The sequence below is a fragment of the Streptomyces sp. NPDC046303 genome (assembly GCF_055588085.1).
In genome coordinates this window covers 1-18,092 of record NZ_JBVJFA010000057.1, presented here as the reverse complement: position 1 = coordinate 18,092, position 18,092 = coordinate 1, and the positions used below count along the sequence as shown (strand labels likewise).

The window sequence follows — 18,092 nt, the reverse complement described above, 5'->3', positions numbered from 1 at the left end:
GCATCCTCACTTCGGGCTGGCGGAAGGCACGGCGGCGACGCCGGCTGGGGGACCGGGCCCGGGGGAAAGTTCGCCGGCAGAGCGCCAGAATCAGGAAAGTTGATCGATCAGGAGCACAGGGCTTCCCCGCCGCGGGGCCGGGGTCCCGGGCGGTCGCGACCGACCGCCCGGTCCCTACGCGTTCTCGTCGAGGCTGATCGCCTGGGACGGGCAGAAGCGCACGCATGCCTCGACGCTGTCCCACAGCTCCTCCGGCGGCTGCGGACAGAGCAGTACGACCGTCCCGTCCTCCCCGCTCTGGTCGAACACCCGCGGCTCCGTCAGGGTGCACATGCCCGCACCGCAGCATTTGGCCGTGTCGACCTCGACGCGCACCGCCGTCACCAGCCGACGGGCAGGCGCCGCACGCCGTACATCGACGACAGGTGGGCCGTCTCGATCTCCCCGGGCGCCGCGGCCAGGTGCAGGCCGGGGAACGCGCGGATCAACTGGTCGAACGCCACGCGCATTTCGACCCGGGCGAGCTGTTGTCCCACGCACTGGTGCACGCCGTAGCCGAAGCCGAGGTGGCGCCCGGCGTTGCGGGTCAGGTCGAGCACGTCCGGGTCCGGGAAGAGGGCGGGATCGCGGTTGGCGGCGGACAGGGCCACCGTCAGGACCTCGCCCTTGCGGATCTGCCGGCCCTCCAGCTCCACGTCCTCCAGAGCTCCGCGGATGATCCCGAACTGGACGATGCTCAGGTAGCGCATCATCTCCTCGACCGCGCCGTTGACCAGGCCCGGGTCCTTGCGCAGCAGCGCCAGCTGCTCCGGCCGGGAGAGCAGCAGATAGGTGCCGAGCCCCAGCATCTTCGCGGTGGTCTCGTGACCCGCCGTGAGGACGAGCATCGCCGAACCCGCGGCCTCCTCGTCCGTGAGGTCGGACGCGGCCACCCGGCTCAGCAGATCGTCCTCCGGCTCGCTGCGCTTGCGGCGGATCAGCGAGGTCAGGAACTCCGCCATCAGCTGGAACGCTTCCACGACCTCTTCCATCGAGCGGTCGTAGTCGAGCATGGTTTCCGAATGCCGCTGGAAGAAGGCGTGGTCCTCGTACGGCACGCCCAGCAGCTCGCAGATCACCAGCGAGGGAATCGGGAGGGCGAATTCCCGCACCAGATCCACCGGGGGTCCCATGTCCCGCATCGCCGCGATCCGGTCCGCGGTGATCCGCTCCACTTTCGGTTCCAGGCTCTTCGTCCGCCGTACGGTGAATTCGCCGGTGAACAGCTTCCGGAAACGGGTGTGCTCCGGCGGATCCATGAAGATGAAGACTCCCGGCCGTGTGGGCTGGGGGGCTCCCTCCCCGACCGCCGTCCTGCGGTGTTCACCGCGTGAGCTGAACCGCGGATCGTTCAGCACCGCACGCGCCGTGGCATGCCCGGTGACCAGCCATCCGGTGGTGCCGTCCGGATAGGCCAGCCTGCTCACCGGGTGCTCGTCGCGCAACTCGGACAGCTTCGGGGGAGGGCTGAAGGGGCAGGTGCGTTCAGTGGGAAATTCCACCGGGTTCAGATCGGTCCTGGTCACGTCGACTCCGTGGTGGTAAGGGCCTGTTCGTCCGGCCAGGCGGAACCCCTGCTCGAGGACTTCCGGTCACGCCCGGCCGCGGAATCGGATTCCCGTACAACTTCGGGAGGAATTCCGCGGATTGGCGTGACTCGATGATGCCAGACAACCCGGATATCGATCTGTTTGTTCATGTCGTGTGCAGCTTTCTCGCGATTGCGGCACCACCATGTCTTGAGCGTTCTCTGAGCACTTCTGCCGCAATCGCCGGGCACCTCCGGCGTGCTCGGCCGCGGTGACCTGCGAACGGGTCAGCGGTTCCCGAGGCCCGGATTGTCGGTCGCACCGACCAGCACGGCCGAGTTGCCCGGTGCCTGCACGCCCTCGAGCAGGTCCTGATGGGCCCGGCCGATTTCCTCGAACGCGTACGTGTGTCCCAGGTGCGGGTCCAGGAGCCCCATGTCGACGAGGCGGGTCACGGCGTGACACTCGCGCGGATTGGCGAAATGAGATCCCTGAAGGCGCTTCTGCCTCATCCACAGATATCTGAGGTCGACGTCCACGGTGAAGCCGGACGTGGCCCCGCAGATCACGATCATTCCGCCCGTGCCGCACACGTAGACCGACGTGGGGATGGTATCGCTGCCAGGGTGCTCGAAAACTATCTTGGGCGAAGCCTTTTCGCCGAGGATGTCCCAGATCTCCCGCCCGAAGGCCCGGAGGTCGGCGGTCCAGCGCTTGTGTTCTTCCGTGCCGGCCGGAGGCACGCGTCCCCAGTGGTTGTACCTGGTCCTGTCGATGACGCCGGTGGCACCCAGGTCCAGGCAGTACTTGGCCTTCTCCGGTGAGGACACGACGGCAATGGGCCTGCCGCCCATCTGCCGGGTCAGGGATATGGCCATGGAGCCGAGGCCGCCGGAGCCACCCCAGATGAGGACTCCGTCCCCGGGCTGAACGGTGTGGGGTGCCCAGCCGTTGAGCTGCCGGTACGCCGTCGCACCGGTCAGCAGGAATCCCGCGGATTCCGCCCAGCTCAGCCTGGCCGGCCTGGGCAGACACTGGAAGTCGGCCACCACGGTGAACTGCGCGAACGATCCCCAGTTCGACTCGTAGCCCCACGCTTTCAGTGACCCCGCGAGCATGGGATCGACGCCGAGCCGGACGTCGGGATCATCCGCGTCCCATACGCCGGCCGAGACGATGACCTCTTGGCCCACCGTGACGTGCCGTACGCCGGCTCCCACTTTCCAGACGATTCCGGAGGCATCCGATCCGCCGACGTGGAAGGGTTCCGGGCTGCCCTGCCGCTGTCGTGCCGCCACGACGTCGACGGGATGCCCCTTCGCGGCCCAGACGTTGTTGTAGTTGATGCCGGCGGCCATGACGGCGACGAGAACGAACCCGGGCGGAACCTCGGGGACGTCAACGACTTCCGTCCGGAAGGCCGTTGCCGGAGCCCCGTACCGTTCCGGACGGATGACCGACGCGTACATGGAACGGGGGACGGTCCCCAGCGGGGGCAGGTCTCCCACCTCGTAAAGAGTGCTGGTCGTCGAGGAGTCCAAGACAATCTCCGGTGTCGAGTGGTCGGTTGGTGCCGGTCAGACGGCGGAGGCGTTCCTCACCGGGACAACCTCGGCGGGAACCGCGTTCTCCAGCATGTAGCCCCGCCCCCACACGGTCCGGATGGACAGTTCGATGGGCTGGAGGCGGCGGCGGAGCCGCATGATGTGCAGATCGAGCGAATTCCTGTTCAACGTCAGGGTCTGCAAGGCGAAGCGCTGCACGAACTCGTTGCGGTGCACGACGTCGCCGAAGCGGTCCACGAGCAGCCGCAGCAACTCGGTCTGCGTGGTGGAGACGGTGATGGAGTGATGACCGAAGCTCAGGGTTCCGGTCGAGTCGATCGTCGGTACCCGATTGCTGTCGAAGCGGTTCTGCAGGACGGCGACCCGGGCCTCCAGGTCATCCCGGGACACCGGGGGGCGTACCCAGTCCTCGACCGGATCGTTGCTGATCGGCGGCTGCGCACCTGCCTCCACGACGAGTAGTCGCGGCATCCCTTCTTGCCGGCAGCGGGTTCTCAGATCCGCCTGCGCCGGCCATCGGACGAAGACGACGTCGGAATTGCGACCGCCCACGGCACGTCCTCCCTGCACATCCCATGTACGTCCCACGTACATCCCGGTCCGTCCACGAAAGCCCATGGACCTCTCGGCACGGATGAGCCCCGGTCGAGTCCGTTCAGGACGCCGGCGCCGCCTCGCGCAGGCTCCGGGGCCGTATGTCGGTCCAGTTCTCCTCGATGTACGCGATGCTCTGCGCCCGGCCCGCCGGCCCGGCCACGACCCGCCAGCCGGCGGGCACGTCGGCGAACGCCGGCCACAGGGAGTGCTGCTCCTCGTCGTTGACCACCACGTAGAACTCGCCGTTCTCGTCGTCGAACGGGTTCACTGCCATGACTCCTCCATTGCTTTCGCGTCCGGTTCGGGGAGCGCGGCGAGGTCGACCTCCCCGCGGGCGGTCAGCGGGATGCGGGCGAGGACCACGATGTCGTCCGGCACCGAGTGGCCGGGGAGTTCGGCCGCCAGGTCCCGCCGCAGCACTGCCGGCAGCTTCGAGGCCCGGCGGGATGCCGCGGGCGCGTTGGCGAGCGTCCTGGCCCCGGTGGCCATGGGCCGGTACACGCCGCCGTAGCAGTGCGTACCGTCCGCGGGCACGATCACCGCCTCGAACCAGCCGGGCGCCTCCGCCGACCAGGTGCACAGGACGGCACAGCCGTGCTCCTCGCCCCAGGTCTCCAGCGCGTGAGGGTCGAGCGGCGGCGTCTCTTCCGCCGTGGCGGGAACCCCGCACTCGGCCGCCTCGCTCACCAGCCTGGCGTTCGGGATCCGGGTCACCCGCAGGCGGCCGCCGTGCCGGGCCAGCTCCGCCTCCAGGCCGGACACCTGGTGCAGGTGCGGGCCCCAGGTGACGGTGGGGACGTCCGCGAGGTCCGTCGGCCTGCTCGACCGCTTGTGCAGGACGACTTCGTAGCGGTGACGGGTGAGTTCGTTCCCGTTCGATCCGGGCTTCAGCCGGACGTCCACGGCCACGACCTCGCGGTGCCCGTCGGCCCACTCGGTGAAGAAGCCCGGATCGAGGTGGAGTTCCGTCTCGCGGAGCACGGCGCGGGCGACCGCCGCCCGGACGGCGGACGGCTCGTCACCGGGGCGCTGGGCGTGGTGGACGGCCGTCAGGAACTCCCGCAGGGTGCCGTGGTTGCGGATGTCGCCGACGACGATCCGGCCGCCGGGGGCGAGGCGTTGGAGCGCGACGTCCAGGACGCCCGAGAGATAGGCGGCGTCGGGGAAGTACTGCACGACCGAGTTGAGGAGGACCGTGTCGAAGTATTCCGTCGGCAGTCCGTCGGCGACGTCGGCGGGCTGACAGCGCAGCGTCACCTTGTCCTTCAGCCGCGGATCCGTGCCGACCTGCGCGCCGAGGCGTTCGATGACCGTCTCCGAGAAGTCGGTGCCCCAGTAGACCTCGGTCTCCAGGGCCAGCGGCCCGAGCAGGAGGCCGGTGCCGACCCCGATCTCCAGGACCCGGCGCGCCTCCAGACCGCGCACCCGCTCCACCGTGTCATCGCGCCACTGGCGCATCTCCGGCAGGGGGATGGGTTCGCGCGTGTAGGAGCTGTTCCATCCGGTGAAGTCGTCCCCGAGCCCGGTGGCGTCCGGCACGGTCTCGCCGTACATGTCGTCGTAGATCGCGCGCCACTTCTCGACGTGCTTGGTGACGTCCGCGTCGGGCACCTCGGGTACCACGTACGCCACCAGGCGCCGCTCCCCGAGCCGGTTCTCACGGGAGACGACGGCCGCCTGCGCCACGCCGTCCCGCTTCCGGAGCGCGGCCTCGACCTCCTCGAACCGGTTGATGGACGACTCGCGCTGGTGCGCGTACGTGGGGGGCGCCATGCTCTGGTTGCCTTTCTGTCATCCCGCGCAGGGTCCTCCGGACGGTGGCCGGTACGGCGCGCTGGGGGCGGGCGCGAGAACGCCGTCACTCGTGGGCCCACCCTAAGAACGGATTCCCGAGCCGTCCGACCGCCTGACAGATGTCTGCCAGACCCGGCCGGGCGCCGCGTGCTCAGGCAACGGCCGCCAGGGCCTCGCGGATGGCCGCCGCCAGGTCCGCCGGACGGCTGCTCGGCAGGTCATGGCTGCCCGGCAGCGACACGACCCGGAACGGCCCGGTGGTGAGCGCCGACCACGCGTCGATCTGGGCGGGGTCCACGGTGTGGTCGTCGCGGCCGTACACGGCCACCGTCGGAACCGGGACGGGCTCGGTGGCACCGCCCTCGTACAGCTCCAGCTCGTAGGTCTCGATGAGCTCGTAGTCGGCGCGCAGGGCGGGCTCGACGATGTCGAGCAGTTCCTCGTTGGCGAGGAGCTGCGACGGGAGGTACCCGTCCGTCACGACCTGCTGGAGGAAGTCCCGCCGCGGCAGCGTCCACGTGGGCTCGCGGCGGACGCTCCCGGGAGCCGGGTGCGAGGAGACGACCAGCGCCCGCACCCGGTCGGGGCCCAGGCGCCGTGCCACCTCGTAGGCGATCGCCGAGCCGGCGCAGTGCCCGTACAGGACCACCGGCCGTCCCTGTGCGTGGTGGAGCAGTTCGCCGGCGAGTTTGTCGGCGAGCTCGGGCATGACGGTCTCCGCTGGTTCCTCGAGCCGGGACTCCCGGCCCGGGAGGCGTACCGCGAAGGCGTCGAAGGCGTCGGAAAGCTCGACGCAGAGCTGTCGCACCGTGGTCACGCCGGCGCCCGCATGCGGAAAGGCGTACAGCGCGCACTCTTTGAGGCCCTTGTGAGGGACACCGACGAACCAGCGACTTTTCGTGTTTGTTCCCATGCACGTGAGGATGACCAGTCACCGGGGCCCATGGGCGCCAACCCTGACTGACCTCTGAAAGATCCTCGGACAACGGCCGGTCGTCACGGCAACACTGACACCGTGGTCGGCGTGCAAGCCGTGGCCGGCGACAGGCAAGCAGCGACAGCCAGTTGAAGAAGCAGCGCACCGAGAGAGAACGCGGGAGAGAGCGGTGGACAACTTCGGATCGGTCGGGGTGACGAGCCCGGACCACGTCGGCCACGACGGCCCGGACCTCGAGCTGCTGCGCGCCGAGGTGCGGGTTCAGTGGGCCGACGCACTGGAGCACGACGACTTCGGCGACGACGAGGACTTCTTCGAGGCCGGCGGGAACTCCCTGCTGGTCGCCGAGATCATGGCCACGCTCGGGGCCCGGCTCGGCGTGCGCCTGCCGCTCCGGCTGTTCTTCGCCCACCCGACGGTGAACGAACTCACCGACGCGCTGGCGGCCCACGAGGCCCTTCGGGCACCGGCCCGGTGAGCGCCCCGCCGGCGTCCGTCACGGACGCACCCTGGAGCGGGTGGAACGAGACCGCGCGGCCGTTCCGCGACGATGCCACGATCCCGGGGCTGATCGCCGAGGCCGCCCGGCGGTACCCGGACCACCCGGCGATCGTGACCTCCGACAAGCAGGTCCTCACCCACGGCGAACTGGACCGCCACTCCAACCGGCTGGCACGGCTGCTGCGCGAGCTGGGACTGGGCCGGGGCTCCACCGTGGGCGTCTACGGCGAGCGCGACGCCTCGGCCCTCGCCGGAATGCTCGCGGTGCTCAAGGCCGGCGCCTCCTACGTCCCGCTCGACCCGGCGTGGCCCGCCACCCGGGTGACCGGACTGCTCGACCAGCTCGGCGTGGCGGCCGTGCTGACCGACCGCGCGTCCCTGCCCTCCGTGCAGGAGTTCCGGTGGGAGGTGCCTTCGCTTCGCCACGTCCTGTGCCCCGACATCCCCGAGGAGTTCTCCTGGTCGGCCACGTTCCGGCGCGAGCGGGTCGCGGACCTCTTCGACTACCTGTCCGGCTCCCCCGACCCGCTCGAAGCCGCCGGCTTCAACACGCGCCGCTCGGAACGGCCCTTCACCGCGGATGACCTCCGGGGCTACCAGGACCACGTGGCGCGGTTCGTACGGTCCGCGACGTCCGCCGAGCGGCCCTCGGTCCTGGAGATCGGGTGCGGATCCGGCCTGATCGTCGAGGCCCTGGCACCGTGGGCGTCCCGCTACGTCGCCGTCGACCCCTCACCGGTGTCCGTGGCCCGCAGCGAGGAGACCGGCGTCCGCGCCGGGGCCGAGGTCGACGGCGTGGTGTGCTTCGCCCATGAGGCCGCCGAGCGGGTGCGCGGCCCGTTCGACGTCATCGTGCTGGCCAGTACGGTGCAGTTCCTGCCGGACCTCGACCACCTGACCGGCGTCCTCGACTCGCTTCTCGGGCTGCTCGCCGAGGACGGCGTCATCGTCCTCGCCGACCTCGTCGACCCCGGGCTCAGCGCCTACTCCGGCCTCCGCGTGCCGCCCCGCTTCCTCGAGCGCCTCCCCGAACTCCTGCCCGGAGTGGCCCACGCGAGCGTCCACCGCCGCCGGGCCGAGGAGTTCACGGGCGAACTGGCCGAGCGGTACGACGCGGTCATCCGCGTCGAGCCGTCCCGCGACCGTGCGGCGCCGGGCCGCGACCGTGCGGCGCCGGGCCGCGACCGTGCGGCGCCGCGCCGCGAGCCGCTGTGGACCGGCCATCACGTCGGTCTGCGGCCGGCCGCCCCGCTCGCCGCCGGTCCGACGGCCGACGACGTCTGCTACACCATCTTCACGTCCGGCTCGACCGGCGCGCCCAAGGGGGTCGTCGTCACCCACCGGTCGGCGGTGAACCTCATCGACTGGATGAACCGCACCCACGGGGTCGGGCCCGCCGACGAGATCCTGTTCGTCACGTCCTTCTGCTTCGACCTCTCGGTCTACGACCTCTTCGGCGCGCTGGCCGCCGGCGCGACCGTACGGCTGGCGTCGGCGGCGGAACTCGCCGAGCCGGACACCCTGGTGGACCTGCTCGAACAGGAGCCCATCACCATCTGGGACTCGGCGCCCGCCTCGCTGGCCATGGTCATGCCCTTCGTCCAGGCCCGCGAGCCCGCCGGGCGCGACACGCTCCGCCTGGTCCTCCTCAGCGGCGACTGGATCCCGGTGCCGCTCCCGGACCAGATCCGGGCCGCGTTCCCGAACGCCGAGGTGGTGGCACTGGGCGGCGCCACGGAGTGCACCGTCTGGTCGAACCACTACCGGGTGGGCGACGTCGACCCCGCGTGGCCGAGCATCCCGTACGGGAAACCGATGCAGAACGCCCGCTACTACGTGCTCGACGGCGACCTGCGGCCCTGTCCCCTCGGCGAGGAGGGCGATCTGTACATCGCCGGCACCTGCGTGGCCTTGGGCTACGCCGCGGCCGCCCCTCTCACCGCCGCCAAGTTCCTGCCCGACCCGGGAGCCCAGCGCCCCGGCGAGCGCATGTACCGCACCGGTGACCGCGCCCGCTGGCTGCCGAGCGGCGACCTGGAGTTCCTGGGCCGCCTCGACGACCAGGTCAAGGTGCGCGGCTACCGGATCGAACTGGGCGAGGTGCAGAGCGCCCTCCTCCAGTGCCCGGGCGTCCGGGCCGCGTCGGTGGTGGCGCCCACGGGGCCGGGCGGGCGGATGCTGGCGGCCTTCTACGTACCGACGGCCGAGCCGCTTTCGAAGGCCGAGCTCGTACGCGCCCTGCGGACGATCCTGCCGTCGTACATGATCCCCACGCGCATCGTCGCGCTCGACGAGCTGCCCCTGACCAGCACCGGCAAGGTCGACCGGGCGGCCCTCCTGCGCCGACGGTGAACTCGGTGCGAACGGTCAGCACGCCTCCGCGAGGAGGGCAACCACCTTGCCTATCTGCTCGCGCACCTGCGGATCGGTGATGAGTCCGTCCGCGCCGACCGCATGAGAGGTCACCGGAATCCTGGCGCAGGCCGATTCCACGATGGCAGCGCCGGTGTAGCCGAGCACGAGGCGCAGCGTGGCCTCCGCGCCCTGGCCACGCCCGGGGGCGGCGGCGTTCACCCAGGCCACGGGCTTGTCGCTGATCTCGGTGCCGCCCACGGTCCAGTCCAGCAGGTTCTTGAACGAGCCGGGCACCGTGCCCGCGTACTCCGGTGTGCAGATCAACACCGCAGCCGCCTCGCCGATCGCCGTCCTCAGCTCGGCCACGGGGGCAGGTAGCGGATCGATGTCGTCGTCGGGGTTGAAATGCGGAAGCGCGGCCAACCCCTCGTAAACGACGGCGCGCACCTGCGAGGGGGCCACCGCTTGCGCCGTGCGCAACACCGCCTCGTTGGAGGAACCGGCCCGCAGGCTTCCGGACAGCAACAGGATCAGAGGCAGCGTAGACACGTCGTCACCCTACGACGAACTCCGGCCCCGCACCCCGCTGTTCGCGTGCGGGACCCCCTCGAATGATCGCCGGGGATCCCCGCTGGGCCAACCTGTTGGTCCGCGCGTGGTGTACACATGGCACACTCGGTACGCTTGAGCGCATGACACAGCCGCTGCCCATAGAGTCCATCCGCGACGTGCGCGCCCACCTGGCGGAAGTCGTGGAGCGCGCTGACCGCGACGACGTGCCCACAGTGATCACGCGCCGAGGGAAGGAAGTCGCCGCCATCGTCTCCATCGAGGTGCTGCGCAAGTACCAGGAGTGGGAAGAGCGCGAGATCAACCGGATCATCGACGAGCGCATGGCCAACCCGGCTCCCGGCATCCCGATCGAGGACATCATGAGGGAGACGCTGGCGCGCGGTGAGTGAGTACCGAACCGTCTTCCGACCCGAGGCTCAGGCCGAGCTTCGGAAGATCCCACGTGACATGGCGCTACGCATCCTGGCCAAGCTGATCGAGCTGGAGAGCGATCCCCTCGGCTTCAACACCACCGCGCTCGTGTCGCAGCCAGAACGCCGTCGACTGCGAGTCGGCGACTACCGGCTCGTCTACACCATCGACAACGGAGAGCTCGTGGTGTGGGTCGTACACGTCGGGCATCGCTCCACCGTTTACGACACCTGATGCCGGCTGATCCCAGAACGGTGACGACGAAGGGGCCAGTTCCCGGAGGAACCGACCCCTTCTGACCTGCACGTTTGACCGATCGGCTAACGTGCAGCATGCGCACGGTTACACATTGAAGCGGAACTCCACCACGTCGCCGTCCTGCATGACGTAGTCCTTGCCCTCCATGCGGGCCTTGCCCTTGGCGCGGGCCTCTGCGACCGAGCCGCATTCGACCAGGTCCGCGAAGGAGATGACCTCGGCCTTGATGAAGCCGCGCTGGAAGTCGGTGTGGATGACGCCCGCCGCCTCGGGGGCGGTGGCGCCCTTCTTGATGGTCCAGGCGCGGGTTTCCTTCGGGCCGGCCGTCAGGTAGGTCTGCAGGCCCAGGGTGGCGAAGCCGACGCGGCCGAGGGTGGCCATGCCGGGCTCGTCCTGGCCGACCGACTGGAGGAGTTCGAGGGCCTCGTCGTCCTCCAGCTCGATGAGCTCCTGCTCCAGCTTCGCGTTCAGGAAGATCGCCTCGGCGGGGGCGACCAGGGCGCGCTGCTCGTCCTTGAAGGCCTCGTCCGTCAGCTCGTCCTCGTCCACGTTGAAGACGTAGAGGAAGGGCTTCGTGGTGAGGAGGTGGAGCTCGTGGAGGAGGTCGCCCTGCTCCGTGCCCTTGGCGATGCCCTTGGAGAAGAGGGTGTCGCCCGCCTCGAGGATCTTCTTCGCCTCGACGACGGCCGCGAGGACCGCGACCTTCTCCTTCTGGAGGCGGGACTCCTTCGTCAGGCGCGGCTCCGCCTTCTCGATGGACTGGAGGTCGGCGAGGATCAGCTCGGTGTTGATCGTCTCGATGTCGTCCTTCGGGGAGACCTTGCCGTCGACGTGCACGACGTTCTCGTCCTTGAAGGCGCGGATGACCTGGCAGATCGCGTCCGACTCGCGGATGTTCGCCAGGAACTTGTTGCCCAGGCCCTCACCCTCCGATGCGCCGCGGACGATGCCGGCGATGTCGACGAAGTCGACCGTCGCCGGGAGGATGCGCTGCGAGCCGAAGATTCCGGCGAGGACGGCCAGGCGCGCGTCCGGGACGCCGACGACGCCGACGTTCGGCTCGATGGTGGCGAACGGGTAGTTGGCCGCCAGCACGTCGTTCTTGGTCAGGGCGTTGAACAGGGTCGACTTGCCGACATTCGGCAGGCCGACGATTCCGATCGTGAGCGACACGTTGGCGACTTCCCGTAGCTGGAGGGGGCGGGGGCCCAGGAGTGGGCCACCGGACAGTTTACTTTCCGATGAGTGGCAGTCGTTGTACGCGTGTCCCCGCACGGATACGGCACCGGCCCCGCCTAGCGTGGAGGGCGTGGAGCAATACAGGACGCGACCGGCCCCTCACCCGCAGCGACCCCCCGCCCAGCGCCGGGGGCCGCGGCCCGCGGCGCTGCCCGTCCAGGGCCGCGGCCCGCTGGCCCCGTACCGGCGGCGGATGCCGCGGCCCCGGCTGACCGGGCTCGGCGGCGGGCTTTTCGCCTGCGCCGGGATGCTGCTGGCCGGCGGGATCTGCTGGCTGCTGTTCGGTTCCTCGCTCTTCGTGTACGGGCTGCTCTTCCTGCCGGTCGCGGCGGCCACCGCGCTCTGGGTACGGCCCGCCGACCTGATCACCGCCCCGATCACCGTCCCCATCGCGTTCGCCGCCGGAGTGTGGCCGATCTGCGGCGGCTCCGGCGGCTTCGGCGGTCAGCTGATGGGGCTCGTGTCCGCCCTGTCGCTGCATGCGGGCTGGCTGTACGCGGGGACGCTCGTCGCCGCGCTGATCGCCGTCGTGCGCAAGGCCGTGCTCATCGGCCGGCGGCGCATGCCCCGACGCGTCGCCTAGGGGCGCGGACCGGGGCGACGGACCGACGTCGAAAACGCCTTATGAGGACGCAGCCGCCCGCGCCGCCATCGCCGCTCCCACGATGCCCGCGTTGTTCTGGAGTTTCGCCGGGACGATCTCGGCCCTGATGCCCTCGATCAGCGGCAGGAACTTCTCCGGCTTGCGGCTGACGCCGCCCCCGATGATGAAGAGGTCCGGGGAGAACAGCATCTCCACGTGGGCCAGGTACTTCTGGACGCGGTGCGCCCAGCGCTCCCACGTGAGGTCCCCGTCCTCCTTGGCCTTCACCGACGCCCGCGTCTCCGCGTCGTGGCCCTTCAGCTCCAGGTGCCCGAGTTCCGTGTTCGGGACGAGGCGCCCGTCCGTGAACACGGCGCTGCCGATGCCCGTGCCGAGGGTGAGCATGATGACGGTGCCGTCGCGCCCGCGCCCCGCCCCGTACGTCATCTCCGCGACGCCGGCCGCGTCCGCGTCGTTGAGGACCGTGACCGGAAGGCCGCCCAGCTCGCGCGCGAGCAGCGCCGCCGCGTCCTGGCCGACCCACCCCTTGTCCATGTTGGCGGCCGAACGGATGACCCCGCTCGTGACCACTCCCGGGAAGGTGACCCCGACCGGGCCCGACCACGAGAAGGCGCGGACCACCTCCGCGACACAGCCGGCCACCCCCTCGGGGGTGGCCGGCTGTGGTGTCAGTACCTTGTGGCGCTCCCGCGCCAGGTCGCCGCGGTCCAGGGCCACGGGAGCGCCCTTGATCCCGGAACCGCCGATGTCCACACCCATGATCTGCATGGACATACCGTACGAAAGGACTTACTTGTCGGCGACCAGTTCGGCCGCTTCGGCGCGCAGGTCGCGGCGCAGTTCCTTCGGGAGCGAGAAGACGATGGACTCTTCCGCCGTCTTGACGATCTCGACGTCCGCGTAGCCGCGCTCGGCCAGCCACTCGAGCACCTCTTCGACGAGCACCTCCGGCACCGAGGCGCCCGAGGTCAGCCCCACGGTGGTGACGCCCTCCAGCCAGGCCTCATCGATCTCGCTCGCGAAGTCGACCAGGTACGCGGCCCGCGCGCCCGCGTCGAGCGCGACCTCGACCAGCCGGATCGAGTTCGAGGAGTTCTTCGATCCGACGACGATGACCAGGTCCGAGTCGGCGCCCATGGCCTTGACCGCGGCCTGCCGGTTGGAGGTGGCGTAGCAGATGTCGTCGCTCGGCGGGGAGACGAGGAGCGGGAACTTCGTCTTCAGCGCGTCGACGGTCTCCATGGTCTCGTCGACCGAAAGGGTGGTCTGCGACAGCCAGACGACCTTGGACTCGTCGCGCACCTCGACCTTGGCGACGTCGTCCGGACCGTCCACGATCGTGATGTGGTCGGGGGCCTCGCCGGAGGTACCGATGACTTCCTCGTGGCCCTCGTGGCCGATGAGGAGGATGTCGAAGTCCTCGTTCGCGTACCGGATGGCTTCCTTGTGCACCTTGGTGACCAGCGGGCACGTCGCGTCGATCGTCGCGAGCTTGCCGCGCGCCGCCTCCTCGTGCACCACCGGCGCCACGCCGTGCGCCGAGAACATCACGATGGAACCCTCGGGCACCTCCTCCGTCCGCTCGACGAAGATGGCGCCCTTCTTCTCCAGCGTCTGGACCACGTACTTGTTGTGCACGATCTCGTGGCGGACGTAGACCGGCGCACCGTACTGCTCGAGAGCCTTCTCGACAGCGATCACGGCTCGGTCCACGCCCGCGCAGTAGCCGCGGGGGGCGGCGAGCAGGACACGGCGGGAAGCGGGAGCAGTCATGGGCTCCATCGTACGGGGGTCTCCAGCAGGCCGGACGTCGCCCGTTCGGCAGAGACTGGGTCGGATGTCCGTACCACCTATCCCCCGGAGGAGCGATGGCGTCCGTGACGGACACCCGTACGGAACGGACCGGACTGCGCCGGAGCCTCGGCTTCCGGGATCTGGTCGTCTACGGGCTGCTCTTCATCGCGCCGATGGCCCCGGTCGGGGTCTTCGGCACCCTGGACGCCAAGTCGCACGGCGCCGTGGCCCTGGTGTACCTCGTCGCGACGGCCGCGATGGCCTTCACCGCCTTCTCGTACGCCCAGATGGTGCGGGTGGCCCCGCAGGCCGGCTCGGTGTTCACCTATGCCCGCAAGGGCCTGGGTGAGGGGCCGGGCCTGATCGCCGGGTGGATGGCGATGCTCGACTACCTGCTGATCCCGGCGGTCGCCTACCTGTTCTCGGGGATCGCGATGAACGCCCTGGTGCCGGAGGTCTCCCGCTGGGTGTGGACGGCCCTGGCGGTGGTGGTCACGACCCTGCTGAACCTGTGGGGCGTACGGGCGGCCGCGCGCGTGGGCTTCGCCGTGCTGGCCATGGAGATCCTGGTGCTCCTGGTCTTCGTGGTCGCCGCGGTGGCCGTCCTGGTACGGGACGGGGCGCGGCGCGGCTGGCTGTCCCCGCTGACCGGCGACGGCTCGCTGGGCTTCTCGGTGGCCGCCGTTCTGGGCGCGGTGTCGGTGGCGGTGCTCTCGTACCTGGGCTTCGACGCGATCGCCTCGTTCGCCGAGGAGGTGACGGGCGGCTCGGCGCGGGTGGCGCGGGCGGTGCTGTTCTGCCTGGCGCTCGCCGGGGTGCTGTTCATCGCCCAGACCTACCTCGTGGCGCTGCTCAGCCCGGTCACCTCGGCCGAGCTGGCGGCCGATCCGGGGCAGCAGGGTCCGGCCTTCTACAACGCGGTGGAGTCCTCGGTCGGCTGGTGGCTGCACGACCTGGTGGCGGTCTCCAAGGCGATCGGGGCGGCCTTCGCGGCGCTGGCCGGGCAGGCGGCGGCCGGGCGGCTGCTGTTCGCGATGGCCCGGGAGCGGCGGCTGCCGGGGGTGCTCGCGCGGACTTCGGACGGTACGCCGCGGCCGGCGCTGCTGGTGGCGGCCGCGGTGACCCTGGTCGCGGCGGTGTGGGCGGCGCGGCGCGACGACGGGCTCGACCACCTGGTGTCGGTCGTGGACGTCGGGGCGCTGGTGGCCTTCACGCTGCTGCACGCCTCGGTGGTGGGCTGGTTCGTCGTCCGGCGCCGCGAGGGCCGGCCCAGCTGGTGGAAGCACCTGGTGTGCCCGGTGCTGGGCGCGGCGGTGACCGCCGCGGTGATCGTGGAGGCCTCCTGGACGGCGCAGGCGGTGGGGGCGCTGTGGCTGGCGGTGGGGCTGGGGCTGCTGGTGGTGCAGCGCGGCCGCCGGGACCTCGGCGCCGCTGCCGAAGCCGGGACCGGTACGGGGCCGGGGCCGAGGACGGGGCCGGGGCCGGGGCCCGGAACGGGGCCGGGTACGGGGCCCGGGCAGGACACCGGGACCGACACCGGCCCCCGAGCCTGAGACGCTGTCACTGCCGCCCGATAGCCTGCGCACATGGGTCTGAATACGTCGGCCGAGGCGCCGCTGCCGGTAGGCCGGGTGTCCCGGCTTATCGGGGGCTGGATCGAGCGGCTCGGCCAGGTGTGGGTGGAGGGGCAGATCACGCAGCTCTCGCGGCGGCCGGGGGCGGGGGTGGTCTTCCTGACGCTCCGCGACCCCTCGCACGACATCTCGGTCAGCGTGACCTGCTTCCGCGAGGTCTTCGACGAGGTCGCGGACGTCGTGTCGGAGGGTGCGCGCGTCGTCCTGCTGGCGAAGCCCGAGTGGTACGCGCCGCGCGGGCAGCTGTCCCTGCGGGCCACGGAGATACGGCCGGTCGGCATCGGGGAGCTGCTGGCCCGGCTGGAGCGGCTGAAGCGGTCGCTGGCCTCGGAGGGCCTGTTCGCGCCGGACCGCAAGAAGCCGCTGCCGTTCCTGCCGCAGCTGGTCGGGCTGGTGGTCGGCCGGGCCTCGGCGGCCGAGCGCGACGTACTGGAGAACGCCCGGCGCCGCTGGCCGGCGGTCCGCTTCGAGGTGCGCAACGTCGCCGTCCAGGGGGTGCACGCGGTGCCCCAGGTGATCCAGGCGGTGAAGGAGCTCGACGCCCTCGACGAGGTCGACGTGATCATCGTGGCGCGCGGCGGCGGCAGCGTGGAGGACCTGCTGCCCTTCTCCGACGAGGAGGTCGTACGGGCGGTCGCGGCGGCCCGCACGCCGGTCGTCTCGGCGATCGGCCACGAACCGGACTCCCCGCTGCTGGACCTGGTCGCGGACCTGCGGGCCTCCACGCCCACGGACGCGGCAAAGAAGGTGGTCCCGGACGTCGGCGAGGAGCTGGAGCGGGTGCGCCAGCTGCAGGGCCGGGGGCTGCGCGCGGTCAGCGGGCTGCTGGACCGGGAGGAGCGCGGCCTCGCACACGCCCTCGCCCGGCCGGTGTTCGTCCACCCGCAGCGGATGGTGGAGACCCGCGAGGACGAGCTGGAGGCCCTGCTCGGGCGCACCAGGCGGACGCTGGGGCACCTGCTGGACCGGGCCGACTCGGAGCTCGCGCACACCCTGGCCCGGGTGGTGGCGCTGTCGCCGGCGGCGACGCTGGAGCGCGGGTACGCGGTGCTCCAGCGGGCCGACGGGCACGTGGTGCGCTCCCCGGAGGAGGTCGCGGAGGGCGAGCCGCTGCGCGCACGGGTGGCGGAGGGCGAGTTCTCCGTACGGGTCGCCGCCCCCGAATAACGCAAGTCGTCGTACTACACACATGAGGTGGAACCGGGAATGACAGAGGCCGAGACGGCGCTGGGGTACGAGCAGGCGCGCGACGAGCTCATCGAGGTCGTCCGCAAGCTGGAGGCCGGCGGGATCTCGCTGGAGGACTCGCTCGCCCTGTGGGAGCGGGGCGAGGAGCTGGCGAAGGTGTGCCGGCACTGGCTGGAGGGGGCCAGGGCCCGGCTGGACTCGGCGCTCGCGGCGCGCGAGGCGTCCGCCGGGGAAGAGTGAGCCCGGTCACTCCACAGAGCCATTTAGTTGAAAATTCACCTACTTCTGTCCTAGAGTCGGGGACATCGCTTCACCCCCGTATGGAAGAAGGCTTTCCGATGTCTCTCGTTCTTGACTCCGCCGCGCAGGACCTGCTGTTCCGCGAGGCCCGCACGGCCAACTCGTTCACCGACGAGCCGGTCACCGAGGAGCAGGTGCAGGCCATCTACGACCTGGTGAAGTACGGCCCCACCGCTTTCAACCAGACCCCGCTGCGCATCACCCTGGTCCGCTCCCCCGAGGCGCGCGAGCGGCTCGTGCAGCACCTGGCCGAGGGCAACCAGGCCAAGACGGCCGCCGCCCCGCTGGTCGCGATCCTCTCCGCGGACAACGAGTTCCACGAGGAGCTGCCGGCCCTGCTGCCGCACTTCCCGCAGGCCAAGGACATGTTCTTCGCCGAGCGCCCGGCCCGCGAGCAGTCCGCCCTGCTCAACGCCGCGCTGCAGGCCGCGTACTTCATCGTCGGCGTCCGCGCCGCCGGCCTGGCCGCGGGTCCGATGACCGGCGCCGACCTCGCGGGCATCCAGAAGGAGTTCCTGGACTCCGACCACACCCCGCTGATGATCGTCAACATCGGCAAGCCGGGCGAGGACGCCTGGTTCCCGCGCTCCCCGCGCCTGGCGTTCGACGAGGTCGTCACCACCGTCTGAGCCGCCGCACGGCACCCGTACGACACCGCGTACGGCACCCGCGTACGCGAACGGCCGCGGGGGGGGGGGGGGGGGGGGGGGGGGGGGGGGGGGGGGTGGGGGGGGGGGGGGGGGGGGGGGGGGGGGGGGGGGGGGGGGGGGGGGT

Annotated in this window: 20 protein-coding genes; 9 read left to right on the top strand and 11 right to left on the bottom strand. The window is 70.9% G+C overall.

The window, feature by feature from the left end; translation table 11 throughout:
• Positions 1–174 precede the first annotated feature (174 nt).
• The 7 genes from ACZ6I1_RS33350 to ACZ6I1_RS33320 all read right to left on the bottom strand — a co-directional run bounded on the left by ACZ6I1_RS33350 (position 175) and on the right by ACZ6I1_RS33320 (position 6,437).
• Positions 175–333 (bottom strand): ferredoxin, encoded by a 159-nt coding sequence (locus ACZ6I1_RS33350; protein ID WP_469292721.1) that lies wholly within the window; start codon positions 331–333, stop codon positions 175–177.
• Positions 334–380: 47 nt separating this feature from the next.
• Positions 381–1,565 (bottom strand): cytochrome P450, encoded by a 1,185-nt coding sequence (locus ACZ6I1_RS33345; RefSeq protein ID WP_469292719.1) that lies wholly within the window; start codon positions 1,563–1,565, stop codon positions 381–383.
• Positions 1,566–1,855: 290 nt separating this feature from the next.
• Positions 1,856–3,109: a crotonyl-CoA carboxylase/reductase gene (gene ccrA, locus ACZ6I1_RS33340; protein ID WP_469292717.1), complete on the bottom strand. Its 1,254-nt coding sequence runs from the start codon at positions 3,107–3,109 to the stop codon at positions 1,856–1,858.
• Between the two features lie 36 nt (positions 3,110–3,145).
• On the bottom strand, positions 3,146–3,604 hold the full coding sequence (locus ACZ6I1_RS33335; protein ID WP_469292716.1) for a helix-turn-helix domain-containing protein: 459 nt from the start codon (positions 3,602–3,604) through the stop codon (positions 3,146–3,148).
• A gap of 184 nt (positions 3,605–3,788) precedes the next feature.
• Positions 3,789–4,004: an MbtH family protein gene (locus ACZ6I1_RS33330; RefSeq protein WP_469292714.1), complete on the bottom strand. Its 216-nt coding sequence runs from the start codon at positions 4,002–4,004 to the stop codon at positions 3,789–3,791.
• Positions 3,995–5,503 (bottom strand): class I SAM-dependent methyltransferase, encoded by a 1,509-nt coding sequence (locus ACZ6I1_RS33325; RefSeq protein ID WP_469292712.1) that lies wholly within the window; start codon positions 5,501–5,503, stop codon positions 3,995–3,997. Before ACZ6I1_RS33325 ends, ACZ6I1_RS33330 begins: the two co-directional genes overlap by 10 nt.
• Positions 5,504–5,675: 172 nt before the next feature.
• Positions 5,676–6,437, bottom strand: coding sequence for a thioesterase II family protein (locus tag ACZ6I1_RS33320; RefSeq protein WP_469292710.1), 762 nt, complete (start codon positions 6,435–6,437; stop codon positions 5,676–5,678).
• Between the two features lie 193 nt (positions 6,438–6,630).
• On the opposite strand from ACZ6I1_RS33320, the gene ACZ6I1_RS33315 reads away from it, so the two are divergent.
• Together ACZ6I1_RS33315 and ACZ6I1_RS33310 are read left to right on the top strand one after the other, a co-directional pair.
• Positions 6,631–6,939, top strand: a complete 309-nt coding sequence (locus tag ACZ6I1_RS33315; protein ID WP_469292709.1) for an acyl carrier protein — start codon at positions 6,631–6,633, stop codon at positions 6,937–6,939.
• Complete coding sequence (locus ACZ6I1_RS33310; RefSeq protein ID WP_469292707.1) at positions 6,936–9,314, top strand: amino acid adenylation domain-containing protein; 2,379 nt, start codon at positions 6,936–6,938, stop codon at positions 9,312–9,314. The genes ACZ6I1_RS33315 and ACZ6I1_RS33310 overlap by 4 nt, the downstream gene beginning before the upstream one ends.
• Positions 9,315–9,329: 15 nt before the next feature.
• Here the strand turns inward: ACZ6I1_RS33310 and ACZ6I1_RS33305 are convergent, their stop codons facing one another.
• Positions 9,330–9,866: an NADPH-dependent FMN reductase gene (locus ACZ6I1_RS33305; RefSeq protein ID WP_469292705.1), complete on the bottom strand. Its 537-nt coding sequence runs from the start codon at positions 9,864–9,866 to the stop codon at positions 9,330–9,332.
• 143 nt (positions 9,867–10,009) lie between these two features.
• On the opposite strand from ACZ6I1_RS33305, the gene ACZ6I1_RS33300 reads away from it, so the two are divergent.
• Positions 10,010–10,279 (top strand): type II toxin-antitoxin system Phd/YefM family antitoxin, encoded by a 270-nt coding sequence (locus ACZ6I1_RS33300; RefSeq protein WP_071283180.1) that lies wholly within the window; start codon positions 10,010–10,012, stop codon positions 10,277–10,279.
• Entirely contained in the window at positions 10,272–10,535 is a 264-nt protein-coding gene (locus tag ACZ6I1_RS33295) for a type II toxin-antitoxin system RelE family toxin (protein WP_469292703.1), read from the top strand. The genes ACZ6I1_RS33300 and ACZ6I1_RS33295 overlap by 8 nt, the downstream gene beginning before the upstream one ends.
• Before the next feature lie 108 nt (positions 10,536–10,643).
• Here the strand turns inward: ACZ6I1_RS33295 and ychF are convergent, their stop codons facing one another.
• Entirely contained in the window at positions 10,644–11,732 is a 1,089-nt protein-coding gene (ychF, locus tag ACZ6I1_RS33290) for a redox-regulated ATPase YchF (protein ID WP_469292701.1), read from the bottom strand.
• 136 nt (positions 11,733–11,868) lie between these two features.
• Between ychF and ACZ6I1_RS33285 the strand changes: the two genes are divergently transcribed.
• On the top strand, positions 11,869–12,381 hold the full coding sequence (locus tag ACZ6I1_RS33285) for a DUF6542 domain-containing protein (RefSeq protein WP_469292699.1): 513 nt from the start codon (positions 11,869–11,871) through the stop codon (positions 12,379–12,381).
• A gap of 39 nt (positions 12,382–12,420) precedes the next feature.
• On the opposite strand, the gene ppgK is transcribed toward ACZ6I1_RS33285, so the two are convergent.
• Together ppgK and ACZ6I1_RS33275 are read right to left on the bottom strand one after the other, a co-directional pair.
• On the bottom strand, positions 12,421–13,170 hold the full coding sequence (gene ppgK, locus ACZ6I1_RS33280) for a polyphosphate--glucose phosphotransferase (RefSeq protein WP_469292697.1): 750 nt from the start codon (positions 13,168–13,170) through the stop codon (positions 12,421–12,423).
• A 21-nt stretch (positions 13,171–13,191) separates the two neighbouring features.
• Positions 13,192–14,184 carry a 4-hydroxy-3-methylbut-2-enyl diphosphate reductase gene (locus ACZ6I1_RS33275; protein WP_469292696.1) on the bottom strand — a complete coding sequence of 331 codons (993 nt, stop codon included), beginning with the start codon at positions 14,182–14,184 and terminating at the stop codon, positions 13,192–13,194.
• An 86-nt stretch (positions 14,185–14,270) separates the two neighbouring features.
• Here ACZ6I1_RS33275 and ACZ6I1_RS33270 point away from each other — a divergent pair, with 86 nt between their 5' ends.
• The 4 genes from ACZ6I1_RS33270 to ACZ6I1_RS33255 all read left to right on the top strand — a co-directional run bounded on the left by ACZ6I1_RS33270 (position 14,271) and on the right by ACZ6I1_RS33255 (position 17,947).
• On the top strand, positions 14,271–15,749 hold the full coding sequence (locus ACZ6I1_RS33270; protein WP_469292694.1) for an APC family permease: 1,479 nt from the start codon (positions 14,271–14,273) through the stop codon (positions 15,747–15,749).
• A gap of 33 nt (positions 15,750–15,782) precedes the next feature.
• A complete protein-coding gene (xseA, locus tag ACZ6I1_RS33265) occupies positions 15,783–16,997 on the top strand; it encodes an exodeoxyribonuclease VII large subunit (protein WP_469292693.1) in 1,215 nt (404 codons plus the stop codon).
• Between the two features lie 39 nt (positions 16,998–17,036).
• Positions 17,037–17,258, top strand: coding sequence for an exodeoxyribonuclease VII small subunit (locus tag ACZ6I1_RS33260; RefSeq protein WP_469292692.1), 222 nt, complete (start codon positions 17,037–17,039; stop codon positions 17,256–17,258).
• A 98-nt stretch (positions 17,259–17,356) separates the two neighbouring features.
• Positions 17,357–17,947 (top strand): malonic semialdehyde reductase, encoded by a 591-nt coding sequence (locus tag ACZ6I1_RS33255; RefSeq protein ID WP_469292691.1) that lies wholly within the window; start codon positions 17,357–17,359, stop codon positions 17,945–17,947.
• The last annotated feature ends 145 nt before the right edge of the window (positions 17,948–18,092 follow it).